Source organism: Bacillus sp. USDA818B3_A (assembly GCF_009928415.1).
GTDB lineage: Bacteria > Bacillota > Bacilli > Bacillales > Cytobacillaceae > Neobacillus.
On the sequence record NZ_JAABNN010000008.1, the window covers coordinates 73,202 to 88,430 of the forward strand.

A 15,229-nucleotide genomic window follows, 5' to 3' on the forward strand; every position below is an offset into this window, starting at 1 on the left:
GGTTGTTGTTTTTATTAATCCTCCATAGTAGAAAGATCGCCTGTCGGCAGATTCAATTCCCAAGCTTTTAAGACTCGTCTCATAATCTTACCGCTTCGTGTTTTCGGTAATTTATCACGGAAATCAATTTCTCGTGGAGCCGCATGAGCAGCAAGTCCTTTTTTGACAAACTGTCTAATTTCCTCTTTTAATTCCTCAGATGCTGCATAACCGTCACGTAAAGCAACGAACGCTTTAATGATTTCACCTCGAACGGGATCAGGTTTTCCAATTACCCCTGCTTCTGCAACCGCTGGATGCTCAACCAACTTACTTTCTACCTCGAACGGACCAACCCGCTCTCCGGATGTCATGATGACATCATCCACCCTGCCCTGGAACCAGAAATAACCATCCTCATCCATGTAGGCAGAATCTCCGGAGACATACCAGTCACCAGGCATAAAATAAGATTCATACTTCTCCGGATTATTCCAGATAGTCTGCATCATGGAAGGCCAGCCCTTTTTAATCGCCAGATTGCCCATTCGGTAAGGTGGCAGTTCGTTCCCTTGATTATCGACAATCGCCGCCTCCACTCCAGGGATTGGTTTACCCATAGAGCCAGGCTTGATTTCCATACAAGGATAGTTGCTGATTAACTGAGCTCCTGTTTCGGTCATCCACCAGTTATCATGAATCCTCTTATTGAATACCTTTGCCCCCCATTTAACCACTTCAGGATTTAACGGTTCACCTACACTTAAGATATGACGCAGACTGCTGAGGTCGAACTTCTTGACAAGCTCATCTCCCGCTCCCATTAACATCCGGAATGCTGTTGGTGCACTATACCATACCGTAACACCGAAGTCTTCAATCATTTGATACCAAGAATCAGGACTGAATCGGCCTCCGACAATGACGTTTGAAGTTCCTGTTAACCATGGACCGAAAATGCCATAAGATGTACCCGTAACCCAGCCTGGGTCTGCCGTACACCAATATACATCATCTTCTTTTAAATCTAACACCCATTTGGCTGTTTGATAGTGCTGAATCATGGCATTATGTACATGTAGGACACCTTTAGGCTTTCCAGTCGAACCTGATGTATAATGCAGGATCAGACCATCTCTCCGATCAACCCACTCAATTTTTAGTTCTTTACTAGCAGACTTAAACTTGTCCAAAAAGTCAATCACGATCCCCTGCTCTTCTACACTATTACCAACAATAAAGATATGTTTTAATGCAGGTAGATCTTGAACTGGGACACGTTCTAACAAATCCGGAGTGGTCACTAAGACTTTTGCTTCACTGTCTTGCAGGCGGTCTCTTACTGCCCCCTCCATAAACGCCTCAAATAAAGGTCCTACAATCGCTCCAAGCTTAATAGCTCCTAGCACCGTAAAATAAAGTTCAGGAGAGCGCGGCATGAAGATAAAGACACGATCGCCTTTTTCTACATCCCCGTAGGTTTTCAGAACATTGGCAGCCTTATTTGATAAGTCCTTCATTTCTTTAAATGTGTATTTCTCGTTCCTTTGACCATCACGATAGTAAAGGGCTACCTTATTCTTACGGAAGGTTTTAGCGTGGCGGTCAATGGCTTCATAAGCCAAATTCACAAGTCCTGTTTCGTTCCAGGAAAATTCCTTCTCTGTTTCCTTCCAGTCAAATCGTTGGTACATCTCCTCATAATTGCCAAGATTATACTCCCCTTGTATTACTGACAGCGCTTCCACTTTCATTTAATCTCCCCCTTATTTGCTAGTATGAGATAATTATATTACAAACAAGAACTATTCACAATTTTAAAAATATTATTTACTAGAATTTTATGGCTAATTACCTATTTCCTTACAGAAAATTTTAATAAGTTTCTATTTTTAAAAAGTTTTTATGTATAATAGAATTGATACACAACCATCTATCAGGTAGGTGAACGTATGGAACACAAAAAGACATACAATGCCAAGCAATTGAAAACTCCTCATGGGAACTTAATTATCGAAGGCCCTATTTCATCCGAAAAACTTGCTGGATATGATTTTCACCAAGACCTCGTGGCATTTAGGCCCCCTAAACAACAACATCAAGCATTAATTGGTATTGCGGACCTTCCAGAAGGAAGAATTATTATTGCAAGAGACATGCATACCATCGTGGGATATGTAACCTATCTTTATCCTGACCCCCTCGAGCGATGGTCAGAAGGACAAATGGAAGATTTAATTGAGTTGGGGGCAATCGAGGTTATCCCTAAGTTTAGAGGCTTTTCCGTTGGTAAAAATCTTCTCATTGTCTCGATGATGGATGATTCCATGGAAGATTATATTACGATTACAACTGAATATTATTGGCATTGGGATTTGAAAGGGACACAATTAAACGTTTGGGATTATCGGAAAGTCATGGAGAAAATGATGAATGCCGGCGGTCTTGAATGGTATGCCACAGATGACCCTGAGATTTGCTCCCATCCCGCCAACTGTTTAATGGCGCGGATGGGAAAAAGAGTCGGTGTCGAATCCATCCAAAAATTTGATCGACTAAGGTTTATGAACAGGTTTATGTATTAATAGATTAGCATAAGTGAAAGTAAACGTCCGACCGAACTGGAGTGATTTGAATGATTATAGAAGAAATCATGAAAACAGATGTTGCCGTACTTTTCCCTACTGATACAATAGCGGATGCCATTCATTTAATGGATGCAAGAAAGATCCGCCATATTCCGATTATTGACCAAAACAGGCATTTACAAGGCTTGGTAACCGTAACACAAATAAGAGAAGCAACTCCCTCCATCTTCCACGCAAATGAGCATCCTGAAGATTTAAAAAAGCCTTTAGAAGCCATAATGAAGAAAAATGTAATTACGGGCCATCCTCTCGATTTTGTCGAAGAGGCCGCAGGTTTGTTCTATGATCACAAAATTAGCTGCATCCCGATTATTAATGACCAAAAGTTAATCGGAATCGTAACGGAGACCGATTTATTACGGACAATGGTGGAGCTGACTGGTGCACATCAGCCTGGTTCTCAAATTGAAATTAAAGTTCCGAATCTTTCCGGGGTGCTCAATGATATTACGGCTGTAATAAAACATAGACATGCCAATATTTTAAGTGTTCTCGTCTATCCGGATAAAAAGGACGAACATTCTAAAATCCTTGTCTTAAGAGTCCAAACAATGAATCCGAACGTCTTAATTCAAGATCTTAAACAGGCCGGCCATCAGGTTTTATGGCCAAACCTTCCGGGGATGTCTCTATGAGTGATTCATGTGCCTTTGTTTTTTCAGAACAACTATTAAAATATAAATTTAATAACAATCACCCTTTTAACCAATTCCGGCTCCAACTAACTGTTGACCTTTTACATAAATTACAGGCACTGGCACCTGAACAGATCATTCCGCCAAGGACGGCTGCTAAGGAGGAGCTCGCGCTCATCCATGATAAAAGTTATATTGAAGCTGTGCAACAAGCAGGAATGGGAACGCTTCCGTCAGAAATTGCGGAAAACTATGGATTAGGTACGGATGATACACCCATTTTCCCTAATATGCATGAGGCTAGTTCCTTATTGGTCGGAGGCACATTAACTGCAGTGGATGCGGTCATGACTGGAAAAGCTCTTCACGCCCTGCACCTGGGCGGAGGATTACATCACGGTTTCCGCGGCAAAGCCTCTGGGTTTTGTGTATATAATGACAGCTCCGTGGCAATCAAGTATTTACAGGAAAAGTATCATGCCCGTGTATTATATATAGATACGGATGCCCATCACGGGGATGGTGTTCAATGGTCCTTTTATGATGACCCTAATGTATGTACACTCTCGATCCACGAGACAGGGAGATATTTATTTCCTGGAACCGGAAATATTAACGAGCGCGGCCAGGGTCCCGGATATGGCTATTCGTTTAATTTTCCAGTAGATGCTTTTACTGAAGATGAATCATGGCTAGATGTTTACACTCAATCAGTCAGAGAAGTAGCTGCCTTTTTTAAACCCGATGTGATTCTAACCCAGAATGGGGCAGACTCCCATTATTATGATCCCTTAACCCATTTATCCGCCACCATGAAGATCTATCGGGAAATACCTCGTTTAGCACATGAGATTGCCCATCAATATTGTAATGGGAAGTGGATTGCTGTGGGCGGGGGTGGCTATGACATCTGGAGGGTCGTACCGAGAGCCTGGGCACTGATTTGGCTGGAAATGACAGAGAACTCATGCGGTTATGGCTATCTGCCTGATGCTTGGATTAAAAAATGGCAGAAGGCATCCCCTGTTCCATTACCAATGGAGTGGGACGATCCAGCAGATCTGTATGAACCGATCCCAAGAAAAGCAGAAATCACCGAAAAGAATTTGCTAACACTCGAAAAGGGACTTTACCCGATTCGAAGCCAAAAAAGTGAAAAGATAAAATAGGGTTGGCATTTAACCAACCCTATTTTTTATTTAGTTGACTTGCGGTGTTCAATTCGATGCGGTAGTACAACGATGTTCTCATCAGTTTGATCTTTATTCATTAATTTTGTTAAAAGACGCATTGAAACCGCACCAATATCATATAAAGGCTGGACGATCGTGGTCAGCTGCGGGCGTACCATTAGAGATAATCTGGTATTGTCTGATGTGATGACCTCGAAGTCCTCAGGGATGTTAAACCCTTTGTCTTCTGCCCCATGAACAACGCCAAGAGCCATTTCATCAGAACCGACTAAAATAGCGGTAGGACGACTGCCTGCTTCAAGTAATTTATCGAAAGCCTCTATTCCGGAATCATAAGTATAATCGCCTTCAACGATCAGTTCTTCGTTGTATGGAAGACCTGCGTCCTGAAGAGCTCTTTGGTAACCCTTTAACTTTTTCTGAGCATTTTTCGGTTCATGAAGCGGCCCGACAACAAATGCAATCTGTTTATGCCCCTTATCAATAAATTCCTTAACGGAATCATAGACAGCTGCTTCATAATCAATGTTTACGGACGGAATTTGGTTTGACTCTTCAATCGAACCTGCCAGAACAATCGGTACTGGAGATTTCCTAAATTCCTCTACATGATCGGCTGTAATATTTCCTCCCATGAATACAATCCCATCAACCTGCTTGCCAAGCATTGTATTCAATAAATGTAATTCTTTGTCCTTATTTTGGTCGGAATTACTTAAAATGATATTATACTTATACATTGTCGCAATATCCTCAATACCGCGGGCTAACTCTGCAAAAAAGATACTCGAGATATCAGGGATAATCACCCCAACCGTAGTCGTCTTCTTACTTGCCAAACCTCTAGCGACAGCGTTTGGACGATAGCCCAGTCTCTCAATGACCTCTAATACTTTTTTCCGTGTTACTGGTTTTACATTCGGGTTTCCATTGACCACCCGGGAAACAGTTGCCATTGAAACATTAGCTTCCCTTGCCACATCATAAATTGTAATATTCACTTTTATACACTCTCCTAGAACGAACATTGTTTTTCTTTATTTTACATCTGTTTGCGCAAAACTAGTCATGATTATTTATGTGTCTATTTCCACTTTTTAAAGTTCTACCCTACTTGTTTGTGAGATAATAAACAATCTTCATATGTACATAATGATACGACAACTAGAGAAAAGCCGCAATTGAAAAAGTCAATATTTTTTTAAAAACGTTCGTAAAAATGAAAAAACCTTCTGCAATTATGTTACAGAAGGTCTCCTTTATTAGAGTTCCATTAAATTCTAACGAAATTTGATGCCAATAATTGACTATAGAATTCGTCAAATTGCTTGATATCCATTTGCTGCTGTGAATCTGAAAGCGCGACAGCAGGATCTGGGTGAACTTCTGCCATAACTCCGTCTGCACCGATGGCAATAGCCGCTTTCGCACATGGTAGTAATAAATCTCTCCTGCCAGTAGAGTGAGTCACATCGACCATTACAGGTAAATGTGTTTCTTTCTTCAGAATTGGAACGGCAGAAATATCTAATGTATTTCTTGTTGCCCGTTCATAGGTTCTGATTCCACGCTCACAAAGGATGATTTGACCATTTCCTTGTGCCATAATGTACTCTGCTGCATTGATAAACTCTTCAATTGTAGCGGCAAGACCTCTCTTTAAAAGAATAGGCTTGTTAACAGCACCTGCAGCTTTTAATAATTCAAAGTTTTGCATATTTCGGGCACCAATTTGAATTACATCAATGTAATCGCAGGCTAGCTCAATATCTGCCGGATTAACGATTTCACTTATAACAGCCATATCATACTCGTCTGCTACACGTTTTAAAATCTTTAAACCCTCTACACCAAGACCTTGGAAATCATATGGAGATGTTCTTGGCTTATACGCACCGCCGCGAAGAAGCTTTAAACCTTTCTCCTTCATTGATTGAGCCACCGCTGCTACTTGCTCATAGGATTCAACAGAACAAGGGCCAAACACAAAGTGTTGTTTTCCATCACCAATATTTTCGCCTTTCAATGAAACAATCGTATCTTCAGGCTTTTTCTTTCTGGATACTAGCAATGCTTTTTCATGATCATCTTTTTGCAAATCTAGTCCCGCTTTAAAAATTTCTTTGAAGATATGATCAATCGTTGAATCTTCAAACGGGCCATCATTATGTTCTTTAATTACTTCAAGCATTTTTCTTTCACGGACTGGATCGTAGCGGTAAACCCCCTGGTTCCCTTTAACTCGTCCAATCTCTTGAACAAGCTGAGCTCTTTCGTTAATTAGTTTCAATAATTCAAGGTTCACTTCATCAACACGATTCCTCAGTTGATCCAATTCTTTATTGCTCATTTTCGCCCCTACCTTCCTTTTGCAAATCATTTCCTCTAAAGTATATGGTTATTATTTTCTATCAAGGAAAAATGATTTACAAGCTAAAAGTTTTAAAATTTTATAATTTTTGAATAATTAGGCTTATTATAGCTGAAAAATATATTTCTGTCACCTATATTATCTTTAACAATTAAACGCTTTTAAGCGTTAAAGCGCGAATTGGCTTATAGAGAGTATTATATGCGAGCTGTTTGAATAAGTTTACCTGTAATGTGAAATTAAATTAAATTTATTTTTCAGAGCTTGCTTCTGTAAGAGATTTGTTTGTAATTTTCCAATGGGAAGCATTCCAGAGTGCTTTACCTTCTGAGAAAAGAATAGCCTGTGGTGATTCATGTTTTATTTCAAATCGCTCCGCTATTTCGTTTGAAAGAGGACGTGATTCCTGAACGGCTAAGTAGAAAGCCGGGGTATCATTTGTACCTGTAAACTTTTCATATTCTTTATATGCGGCATGACTAATTGGACAAGTTAAACTATGTTTTAACAGGAAGAATGTACCACTATTCTGAATTAACTCTTCGAATTGTTCAATCGTATCAATTTTATTAAGCATGGTTTTTTACCCTCCAAAATAATAAATGGTGAAGTAATTTTATCACTTCACCATTTTTATCACAAATATTAGCAACTTTTTTAAAGTCTGACCTTATTTTCCTCTTCATCAAAGGCTTTTTGGGCTTCCTCTAATTTTTTCTTAATATCCATATTATCATTTGATTTTTTTTCAAGGCCTTTTTCCGCTGCAGCTTCGGGGGTATGAATAGGGATATAGGTTACATCCGATTCTTGTGCTGCGTCATTCTTGCTGGTCGTTTTTCCTGTAACTTTATTAACAAGTTCTGAAGATTGCAAGATGATTCCCTGAGAAATGGATGATGTTTTGGCAGCTAATTCATTGCCCTTCACCACAACATTTTCCCGTAAACTGGACGTTTTATCGATAATTGAATCTGCTTGACTGCCAATTGTTGACCGAAGCTCTTTACCGGATCTAGGAGCCAAAAGCAGAGCCGCAGCAGCCCCTACTACCCCGCCAATAATTGCCCCCAATAAAAAGGAACCTGTAGCTTCGTCATTGCGGCTTTGATTCGTTTCTCTTGATTCGTGCTCTCTACTAGTCATCCTTATTCCTCCTTCATTAATAGGACCTTAGCCTTTGCCCTTCATTTACTTCCTTCTTAGCGTACTTCCTAGTCTGCCACTTCTCCTTTAATTCAAAGAAAATATTACCCCACTGAACGATTTGCGAGATTTTTTCCTTGCTATCCTCGACCTGCTCATCGACTGATTTGGATATATTCTGCAGTGTCCCATTAAACTTGGTCACTGTTGTCCCTACATCCTTTACAGCCTCAACTACGCTATTAAGACTTTCAGATTTTTGCTGAATATCTTCTGCAAGCGCATTTGTTTTTTGCAGGAGAAGTGTCGTTTCCGTTGTGACACCATTCAATTGCTTTTCTAGCCCGTCCAATGTGTGCGAAACACTGGTCAGGGTAACTTGAAGTGATTTAAGTGTTTTTGATAAATAAATAACTAGTACAAAAAACGCGATCGCAATTAGGGCTACGCTTAAGTATAAAATAATTTGCATTGTGCACCTCCGCCTCAGAATCCTATCCATATGTATATCCGTTTCTTTCTGGATATAAACCTCGTAAATCATCTTATATTACTTCCCTGCCTTTGTCTTGTTTTCCTGCTATATTCCTTTAAAAAAATCCACCAAGCGAGCTGTAATTTCAACTTTTTTCTTTATATCGGGTACAATAGAATTGAAATTCAACTTCGTTTTGGAGGCGTTATTGTGAAAGATCCTCGTATAGAGAAACTTGCGAAAAATTTAATTAATTATTCTGTTCAGCTTCAAAAGGGAGAAAAAGTACTGATTGAAAATTTTGGACTGCAGCGGGAATTGGTGACAGCACTCGTAAAGGAAGCATACGCCGCTGGGGGCTATCCATTTGTCCTAATAAAAGATCATCAAGTAGACCGTTCTCTATTGATGGGGGCCATAGAGGAGCAATTTAATTTGATGGCTGATTTCGAAGCAAACGTCATGAGTAAAATGGATGCATACATAGGGCTGCGCTCCGGTGATAACATAAGTGAACAATCCGATGTACCCGATGAAAAGATGAAGATTCATGGAAACACAATCGGGAAGAAAGTACACCGTGACATTCGAGTCCCTAAAACAAAATGGGTTGTTCTGAGGTATCCGACTTCTTCCATGGCTCAACTTGCAAAAATGAGTACGGAAAGCTTTGAAGACTTTTACTTTAAGGTGTGTAATCTTGATTATGCGAAGATGGATAAGGCTATGGAAAGTTTAGTGGAATTAATGAATCGCACCGATCAGGTTCGGATAACCGGCCCGGGAACCGACCTTCATTTTTCTATAAAAGATATTCCCGCCATTAAATGTGCCGGAAGACTAAATATTCCTGACGGTGAAGTATATACAGCACCTGTACGTGATTCAGTCAATGGTGTGATTACTTACAATACTCCATCGCCTTATCAAGGCTTTACATTTGAAAATGTAAAATTGACCTTTAAGGATGGAAAAATTGTTGAAGCCGTATCCAATGATACCAGCCGTATTAATAAAATTTTTGATACGGACGAAGGGGCACGTTATGTAGGGGAATTTGCGATCGGAGTAAATCCATTTATTCTTACGCCGATGCAAGATATCCTGTTTGATGAAAAAATTGCCGGCAGCTTCCATTTCACCCCTGGACAATGCTATGATGATGCTTTTAACGGCAACCATTCCAATATCCATTGGGATATGGTCAATATTCAGCGCCCGGAATATGGCGGAGGGGAAATTTATTTTGATGATGTGTTAATCCGTAAAGATGGTCTGTTCGTCCTGCCGGAATTAGAAGTACTAAACCCTGAGAATTTAGAATAACGAAAAGGATGCCAAATATCGGCATCCTTTTCGTTTTCCAGCTCCAGCGCTAGAGCCGTCTTATTTAAGATAATTCTTTTTCATAGGACTCTTGGAATTTTTGAATATCTCCCGCTCCCATGAAAATAATGACACTGTCCTCATGCTTATTTAAAACACCGGTATTCTCTTCTGAAAGGACCTCAGAGCCCTCAATTCTATCCTGTAAGTCTTTAATTGACAGCTTACCATGATTTTCCCTGGCAGACCCAAAGATTTCGCACAAATAGGTTTTGTCTGCTGGTCGTAAGCTCTCCGCAAAATCCTCTAGAAAGGCTTGAGTCCTTGTAAAGGTATGCGGCTGGAAAACCGCTATAATCTGTTTTTCAGGATATTTCTGCTTTGCTGCATCAATTGTCGCCCTAATTTCGGTTGGATGATGAGCATAATCATCGATTAAAATCTGTGAACCCATTCTTTTTTCAGAGAATCTTCTTTTGACACCTTGGAATGTTTGCAGATGTTCCTTTACGACCTCAACATCTATTTCCTCGTAATGGCATAAACCGATAACAGCAAGTGCATTAAGAACACTGTGATCCCCAAAGGTAGGAATGGAAAAATTGTCGTAATACGTATTACGAATAAATACATCAAAGCTTGTTCCATGAGTGGTCTTTACAATGTTCTTGGCTTGGTAGTCGTTTTCTTCCCCAAACCCATAGAAAAGTACGGGAACCTTCGCTTGAATCTTTTGGAGCTGCTCATCGTCCCCGTAAGCAAAGATCCCTTTTTTCACTTGTACGGCCATCTCCTGAAAGGCAGAAAAAACGTCATCAATATTCGCAAAATAATCCGGATGGTCAAAATCAATGTTTGTCATGATTGCATAGTCAGGGAAGTACGATAGGAAATGTCTTCTGTATTCACATGCTTCAAAGACAAAATACTCTGCCCCTTCCTCGCCCTTACCTGTTCCATCACCAATTAAAAAAGACGTTGGTTTTGCCCCGGCAATCACATGAGAAAGCAATCCTGTTGTAGATGTTTTTCCATGAGCACCTGTTACTGCAACGCTCGTAAAGTTTTGCATAAAATCGCCTAAAAAACGATGGTACCGTATGATAGGAAGTCCAAGTCTCATGGCCTCTTGTATTTCCTCATGGGTATCGGGAAATGCATTTCCCGCAATGATTGTCATGCCTGGCTTAATGTTTTCCTTTTGAAAGGGAAGAATCGTGATCCCTGATTGTTCAAGAGCCAGTTGTGTAAAAAAGCGCTTTTCGACATCGGAGCCCTGCACTTGAAATTTCATATCATGAAGAACTTGTGCGAGTGCACTCATTCCAGACCCCTTTATACCTACAAAATGGTAAATAGTCATAGAAGAACCTCCAACCAACGTAATACTGTTAAACAGTATATGAAATCTGTCTTCATTTGCTAATCAGTATGTAAGCACACGTTGTTTTATTTATTATAAGAAATCAACAATTCAATATTATAGCACTGTTTAGTCATAAAAACTATTTGTTATCCTTATCGACCGGATCATTGTACTATTTATTATTTGTTCACATTCATAAAGAATACTAAATATTAAAGAATAATACTAGTCTTGCATTGCTTCCAAATCAGCCTCTGTGATTAAAACTTCACGGGGTTTACTTCCATTTGCACCAGTGATATAGCCATTTTGTTCAAGCATATCCATTAATCTTGCGGCCCGATTATAACCAATTTTAAAGCGCCGCTGCAAGCTCGATGTAGAAGCTCCTCCATTGCTTACGATAAACTCACAGGCGTCATAAAACAACTCATCTTCTTCTTCTACTACCTGTGCTTTTTTTAATAGTTCTTCCTGTTCAAATAAGTAGTCGGGCTCTTGTTGTTCTCTTACATGTGCCACGACGACATCGATCTCCTCATCGGAAACGAACGTTCCTTGCAGCCGGACAGGTTTCGATGCTCCATTTTCTAAAAATAGCATATCACCCCGGCCAAGCAGTCTTTCTGCACCGCTTATATCAATAATCGTACGTGAATCTACTTGAGAAGAAACCGAAAAGGCAACCCTTGTTGGTATATTCGCCTTAATTAAACCCGTAATAACATCAACTGATGGTCTCTGCGTTGCTACGATCAAATGAATACCGCAAGCCCGTGCTTTTTGTGCGATCCGGCAAATAGCCTCCTCGACATCGGCAGGTGACATCATCATTAAATCCGCTAACTCATCTATAATGATAACAATGAATGGCAGCTTGTCAGAGTAACGCTTATGCTGCATCGCTAATTCATTAAAACGATTAATATCACGTACTCCTGTATGGGCAAAAAGTTCATAACGCCGTTCCATTTCTTCCACTGCCCATTTTAAAGCCGCTGTTGCTGCCTTTACATCGGTAATAACTGGACTGACTAGGTGTGGAATCCGATTATAAGGGGCAAGCTCTACCATTTTCGGATCAATAAGCAACAGCTTTAATTCGTCTGGACGTGCTTTATATAACAGACTAATCAAAATCGAGTTAATACATACACTCTTTCCGGAACCTGTTGCCCCTGCAATAAGTCCATGGGGCATTTTTTTTAAATCGGTAACAATTGGCTTTCCGGCAATATCAAGGCCTAATACGGCTGTTAATGGAGAGGCAGACTCTTTAAAAACACTGCTGCCAATAATCTCGTTTATCAAAACAGGCCTTGACTTTTGGTTCGGCACTTCAATCCCAATCGTATGTTTTCCGGGAATCGGAGCCTCCATTCGGATATCCCGAGCCGCTAAACTTAATTTAATATCATCACTTAAGTTAGTAATTTTATTTACTTTTACCCCAGGTTCAGGCTGTACTTCAAAACGGGTTACAGATGGACCTTGGGTGACATTAACGACACTTGCTCCCACATTAAAATTCTGGAGGGTTCGATTCAACATCTCTGACTGCTCGTCTATCCAAGCTGTATCAAGTACTTCTGTGACAGGTGGACTTAATAAATCGGATTTAGGGAGAGCATATAAATGGTCATCGTTTTCTACCTTGTTTTGGACTTCATTTTGTACTTCATACGCTACTTCATCCCGCACCACATACTGTACTTCATTGATGACCACAGGCTTTTCGTTAATCGAATTTTCAATGACTTGGGCTTTCTCCCAAAGCTGCTTTTGTGCAAGCTCTCTTTTCCGCTTTCTCTCCTCCAACTTCTGTCTATCCTGTTTGAGCATCATGACATTAAAAGGCAATCTCGACCGTATTGCTGGGGGAGCTTCCGCAGCAATATCTTCTTCTGTTTCTCGCTTTTCCTCGAACTGACGATCATCTGTAACAAAAATGAGTTCGCCCGCATCAGCTTGCGTTTGTTCTTCAAGGACAATATCGGCTGCCGCAATTTGATTATTACTCACCAATATGGGTGTACTTGCTTCCGCCTGAACACTTTTTTCAAATGGGAAGACTTCTGCTGCAGCTGGCTGAACTGGATCCTTCTCTGGCGATTCTGGAACTTCCAACCTCAATTCTATCGTTTGGTGTTCTTTTCGTTCACTTTTTGGTGACACCTCACCCAGTTTAGCAAGTTCAGCTTTTATTGTGTGTTTTGTCTCAATCACACTAGCTAATCTCTCTTCCGCTTCATCACTAAAAAAACGGCTTAATTCATGTTCAACAGTAGCAGTTGTTTTGGGCGGCCTGTTAAATCCAAAAACCGGTGAAGGAATCTCCGTTGGTTGAAAAGGACCGCGCGGCCGTGATTTTTGGTCCATTATCCCTGAATGTATCTTTTTCTGCTTTTCAGGTTTAACCTTCGGCGGGGCTGCCTTGGTTTCTTTTTTAGGAATATCAGGCAGTCTTTTCACACGTTTAATGTCCTGTTTAAGATTCAACTGCTCAGTCCTTAGGACACTGCTGCTCCCCTTTGGATATTGATAAGCTATTCTCGTATCCAAATCTTTTACACTGTCATTGACATGCTCCTCGTGCTCTCTAAGGAGGAGTAACTCGGTCATTTTCTCTTCTTTTTCTTCTTCTTTCCTTAACCTTTGGAAAAAGTTTTGGATCCAACTCAAACCTATCACTCTTTCTTATTCTTCTCTCATTCTATTTTATCAGTTTTTCTTATTTTATCGACACAAATCTAAAGAATGGGTCGAAATATGTTGCAATTGGAACCATCAGGAAAGTTCCCATGAAAAAAGACCACTTCATGTGATCCTCTTTCTTGTCCTCATTTATTTTTTCCTAAAATAAATATTGGCTCTAATTCGCCATTCTCATATAAGAATGACAACGCCGTTATGGGCACCCTTCCATTTGCAAAAAAGCTCATTGCCATTTGTGCGATGACATCATAGCCTCTGTCATTTTGAACATCAGCAATAATTAATACATCCTGATGCGGTACAGAGATAACCATTGTTCCTTGGATTCGTTTCTCCATTTCTTGAAGGAAACCCTTATTTAAGATTCTGCTGGCATCATAGCCATCATTGGTGTTAAGAAAATAAAAGATATTCCCTGCCACTTGGTCTTCCTTTATCGGAGCAGGAAGGGACCGAATATTAAATAAAGCCATCTCTTTAATCGTGTTGGCGCTCCAGCCCTCTTTCTCCATCATTCTGGAGTCAATCAGGCGGTAGGTATTGCCTAGGTCTACCGCATAATAAATTTTTGTTTCGGCTGTATGTTCTTCGGTTAAAAAAGGAACACCTTCTTCTGCTTCCACTGGAAACGATGCGGACCGAATGACAGGAAAAATCTTTTTAACCTGTTCTTTTAGGTCAGAGGTATCCTCCATGGCACGTAGACCTTCTTGCACATAATAAACGATTTCATCGATGGCCTTGTCTTTTTCAACATGCCATTTTGCAATTACACCTGGTAAGGCAACGGTGATTCCTTTACCTGTTGACTTACTTTCAATACGAAGCTGATCCTTCTCCCTGTCATAAGAGATCAGTCTATCATCTTCCGCCAAACGCGACTCCAATTTCTGGCGCATCAATCTACTGTCCATTTTCATTGTTTACCTCCACTTGATAAGAAGCTCCATCTATTTTACAATAAAAAACCCCTTCTCCAAAAGAGAGACAGGGTTATTTGTTCATTATTTCAAACCTGAAATAAAGCTTTCGATTTCTTCTTGTGTTTTACGGTCTTTACTTACGAAGCGGCCAAGCTCTTTACCGTTCTCATAAGCAATAAAACTCGGGATTCCATATACATCTACTTGCTGGCATAGATCAATAAATTGATCGCGGTCGACATGAATAAATGTATATTCTTTAAACTTTTCTTCAATCTCCGGCAATACTGGCTCGATAAAGCGGCAATCACCACACCACTCAGCGGAAAACATAAAAATGGTTTTACCCTGGTTACGCAGCTGCTCAAATTGTTCTAGTGATTCTAAATTTTTCAAAGTGAACGCCTCCGTTTGTTTTTAGATAGGTGTTATATTCTTTTTTCAAATCATAA

Annotated in this window: 13 protein-coding genes and 1 pseudogene; 4 read left to right on the forward strand and 10 right to left on the reverse strand. The window is 40.2% G+C overall.

Annotation, left to right across the window (positions count from 1 at the left end):
* Positions 1 to 14 precede the first annotated feature (14 nt).
* Positions 15 to 1,733 carry an acetate--CoA ligase gene (gene acsA, locus GXK58_RS15255; protein WP_160724021.1) on the reverse strand — a complete coding sequence of 573 codons (1,719 nt, stop codon included), beginning with the start codon at positions 1,731 to 1,733 and terminating at the stop codon, positions 15 to 17.
* Positions 1,734 to 1,931: 198 nt separating this feature from the next.
* Between acsA and GXK58_RS15260 the strand changes: the two genes are divergently transcribed.
* Genes GXK58_RS15260 through GXK58_RS15270 form a run of 3 tightly spaced genes read left to right on the forward strand, consistent with a single transcriptional unit; the run spans position 1,932 to position 4,431 of the window.
* Positions 1,932 to 2,564, forward strand: a complete 633-nt coding sequence (locus tag GXK58_RS15260; RefSeq protein WP_160724022.1) for a GNAT family N-acetyltransferase — start codon at positions 1,932 to 1,934, stop codon at positions 2,562 to 2,564.
* A 50-nt stretch (positions 2,565 to 2,614) separates the two neighbouring features.
* Positions 2,615 to 3,262: an acetoin utilization AcuB family protein gene (locus GXK58_RS15265; RefSeq protein ID WP_160724023.1), complete on the forward strand. Its 648-nt coding sequence runs from the start codon at positions 2,615 to 2,617 to the stop codon at positions 3,260 to 3,262.
* On the forward strand, positions 3,259 to 4,431 hold the full coding sequence (locus GXK58_RS15270; RefSeq protein WP_160724024.1) for an acetoin utilization protein AcuC: 1,173 nt from the start codon (positions 3,259 to 3,261) through the stop codon (positions 4,429 to 4,431). The genes GXK58_RS15265 and GXK58_RS15270 overlap by 4 nt, the downstream gene beginning before the upstream one ends.
* A gap of 26 nt (positions 4,432 to 4,457) precedes the next feature.
* On the opposite strand, the gene ccpA is transcribed toward GXK58_RS15270, so the two are convergent.
* The 5 genes from ccpA to GXK58_RS15295 form a co-directional block, all read right to left on the reverse strand.
* On the reverse strand, positions 4,458 to 5,483 hold the full coding sequence (gene ccpA / locus GXK58_RS15275) for a catabolite control protein A (protein WP_202171377.1): 1,026 nt from the start codon (positions 5,481 to 5,483) through the stop codon (positions 4,458 to 4,460).
* A gap of 245 nt (positions 5,484 to 5,728) precedes the next feature.
* Positions 5,729 to 6,805 carry a bifunctional 3-deoxy-7-phosphoheptulonate synthase/chorismate mutase gene (locus GXK58_RS15280; protein WP_160724026.1) on the reverse strand — a complete coding sequence of 359 codons (1,077 nt, stop codon included), beginning with the start codon at positions 6,803 to 6,805 and terminating at the stop codon, positions 5,729 to 5,731.
* Positions 6,806 to 7,076: 271 nt separating this feature from the next.
* Positions 7,077 to 7,403, reverse strand: a complete 327-nt coding sequence (gene ytxJ, locus GXK58_RS15285; RefSeq protein ID WP_160724027.1) for a bacillithiol system redox-active protein YtxJ — start codon at positions 7,401 to 7,403, stop codon at positions 7,077 to 7,079.
* Positions 7,404 to 7,483: 80 nt separating this feature from the next.
* Positions 7,484 to 7,972 carry a YtxH domain-containing protein gene (locus GXK58_RS15290; RefSeq protein WP_160724028.1) on the reverse strand — a complete coding sequence of 163 codons (489 nt, stop codon included), beginning with the start codon at positions 7,970 to 7,972 and terminating at the stop codon, positions 7,484 to 7,486.
* 16 nt (positions 7,973 to 7,988) lie between these two features.
* Positions 7,989 to 8,444, reverse strand: a complete 456-nt coding sequence (locus tag GXK58_RS15295; protein WP_160724029.1) for a DUF948 domain-containing protein — start codon at positions 8,442 to 8,444, stop codon at positions 7,989 to 7,991.
* Positions 8,445 to 8,657: 213 nt separating this feature from the next.
* Here GXK58_RS15295 and GXK58_RS15300 point away from each other — a divergent pair, with 213 nt between their 5' ends.
* The gene (locus tag GXK58_RS15300) at positions 8,658 to 9,773 is read left to right on the forward strand and encodes an aminopeptidase (RefSeq protein ID WP_160724030.1); all 1,116 of its coding nucleotides are present in this window, start codon (positions 8,658 to 8,660) and stop codon (positions 9,771 to 9,773) included.
* Between the two features lie 64 nt (positions 9,774 to 9,837).
* Here the strand turns inward: GXK58_RS15300 and murC are convergent, their stop codons facing one another.
* The 4 genes and pseudogenes from murC to GXK58_RS15320 all read right to left on the reverse strand — a co-directional run bounded on the left by murC (position 9,838) and on the right by GXK58_RS15320 (position 15,173).
* Positions 9,838 to 11,136 (reverse strand): UDP-N-acetylmuramate--L-alanine ligase, encoded by a 1,299-nt coding sequence (gene murC / locus GXK58_RS15305; RefSeq protein WP_160724031.1) that lies wholly within the window; start codon positions 11,134 to 11,136, stop codon positions 9,838 to 9,840.
* 228 nt (positions 11,137 to 11,364) lie between these two features.
* Positions 11,365 to 13,008: pseudogene (locus GXK58_RS15310) on the reverse strand (DNA translocase FtsK); the annotation flags it as partial.
* A gap of 971 nt (positions 13,009 to 13,979) precedes the next feature.
* On the reverse strand, positions 13,980 to 14,774 hold the full coding sequence (locus tag GXK58_RS15315) for a DUF1444 domain-containing protein (RefSeq protein WP_237389683.1): 795 nt from the start codon (positions 14,772 to 14,774) through the stop codon (positions 13,980 to 13,982).
* 84 nt (positions 14,775 to 14,858) lie between these two features.
* Positions 14,859 to 15,173, reverse strand: a complete 315-nt coding sequence (locus tag GXK58_RS15320) for a thioredoxin family protein (RefSeq protein WP_160724033.1) — start codon at positions 15,171 to 15,173, stop codon at positions 14,859 to 14,861.
* Positions 15,174 to 15,229: the final 56 nt, after the last annotated feature.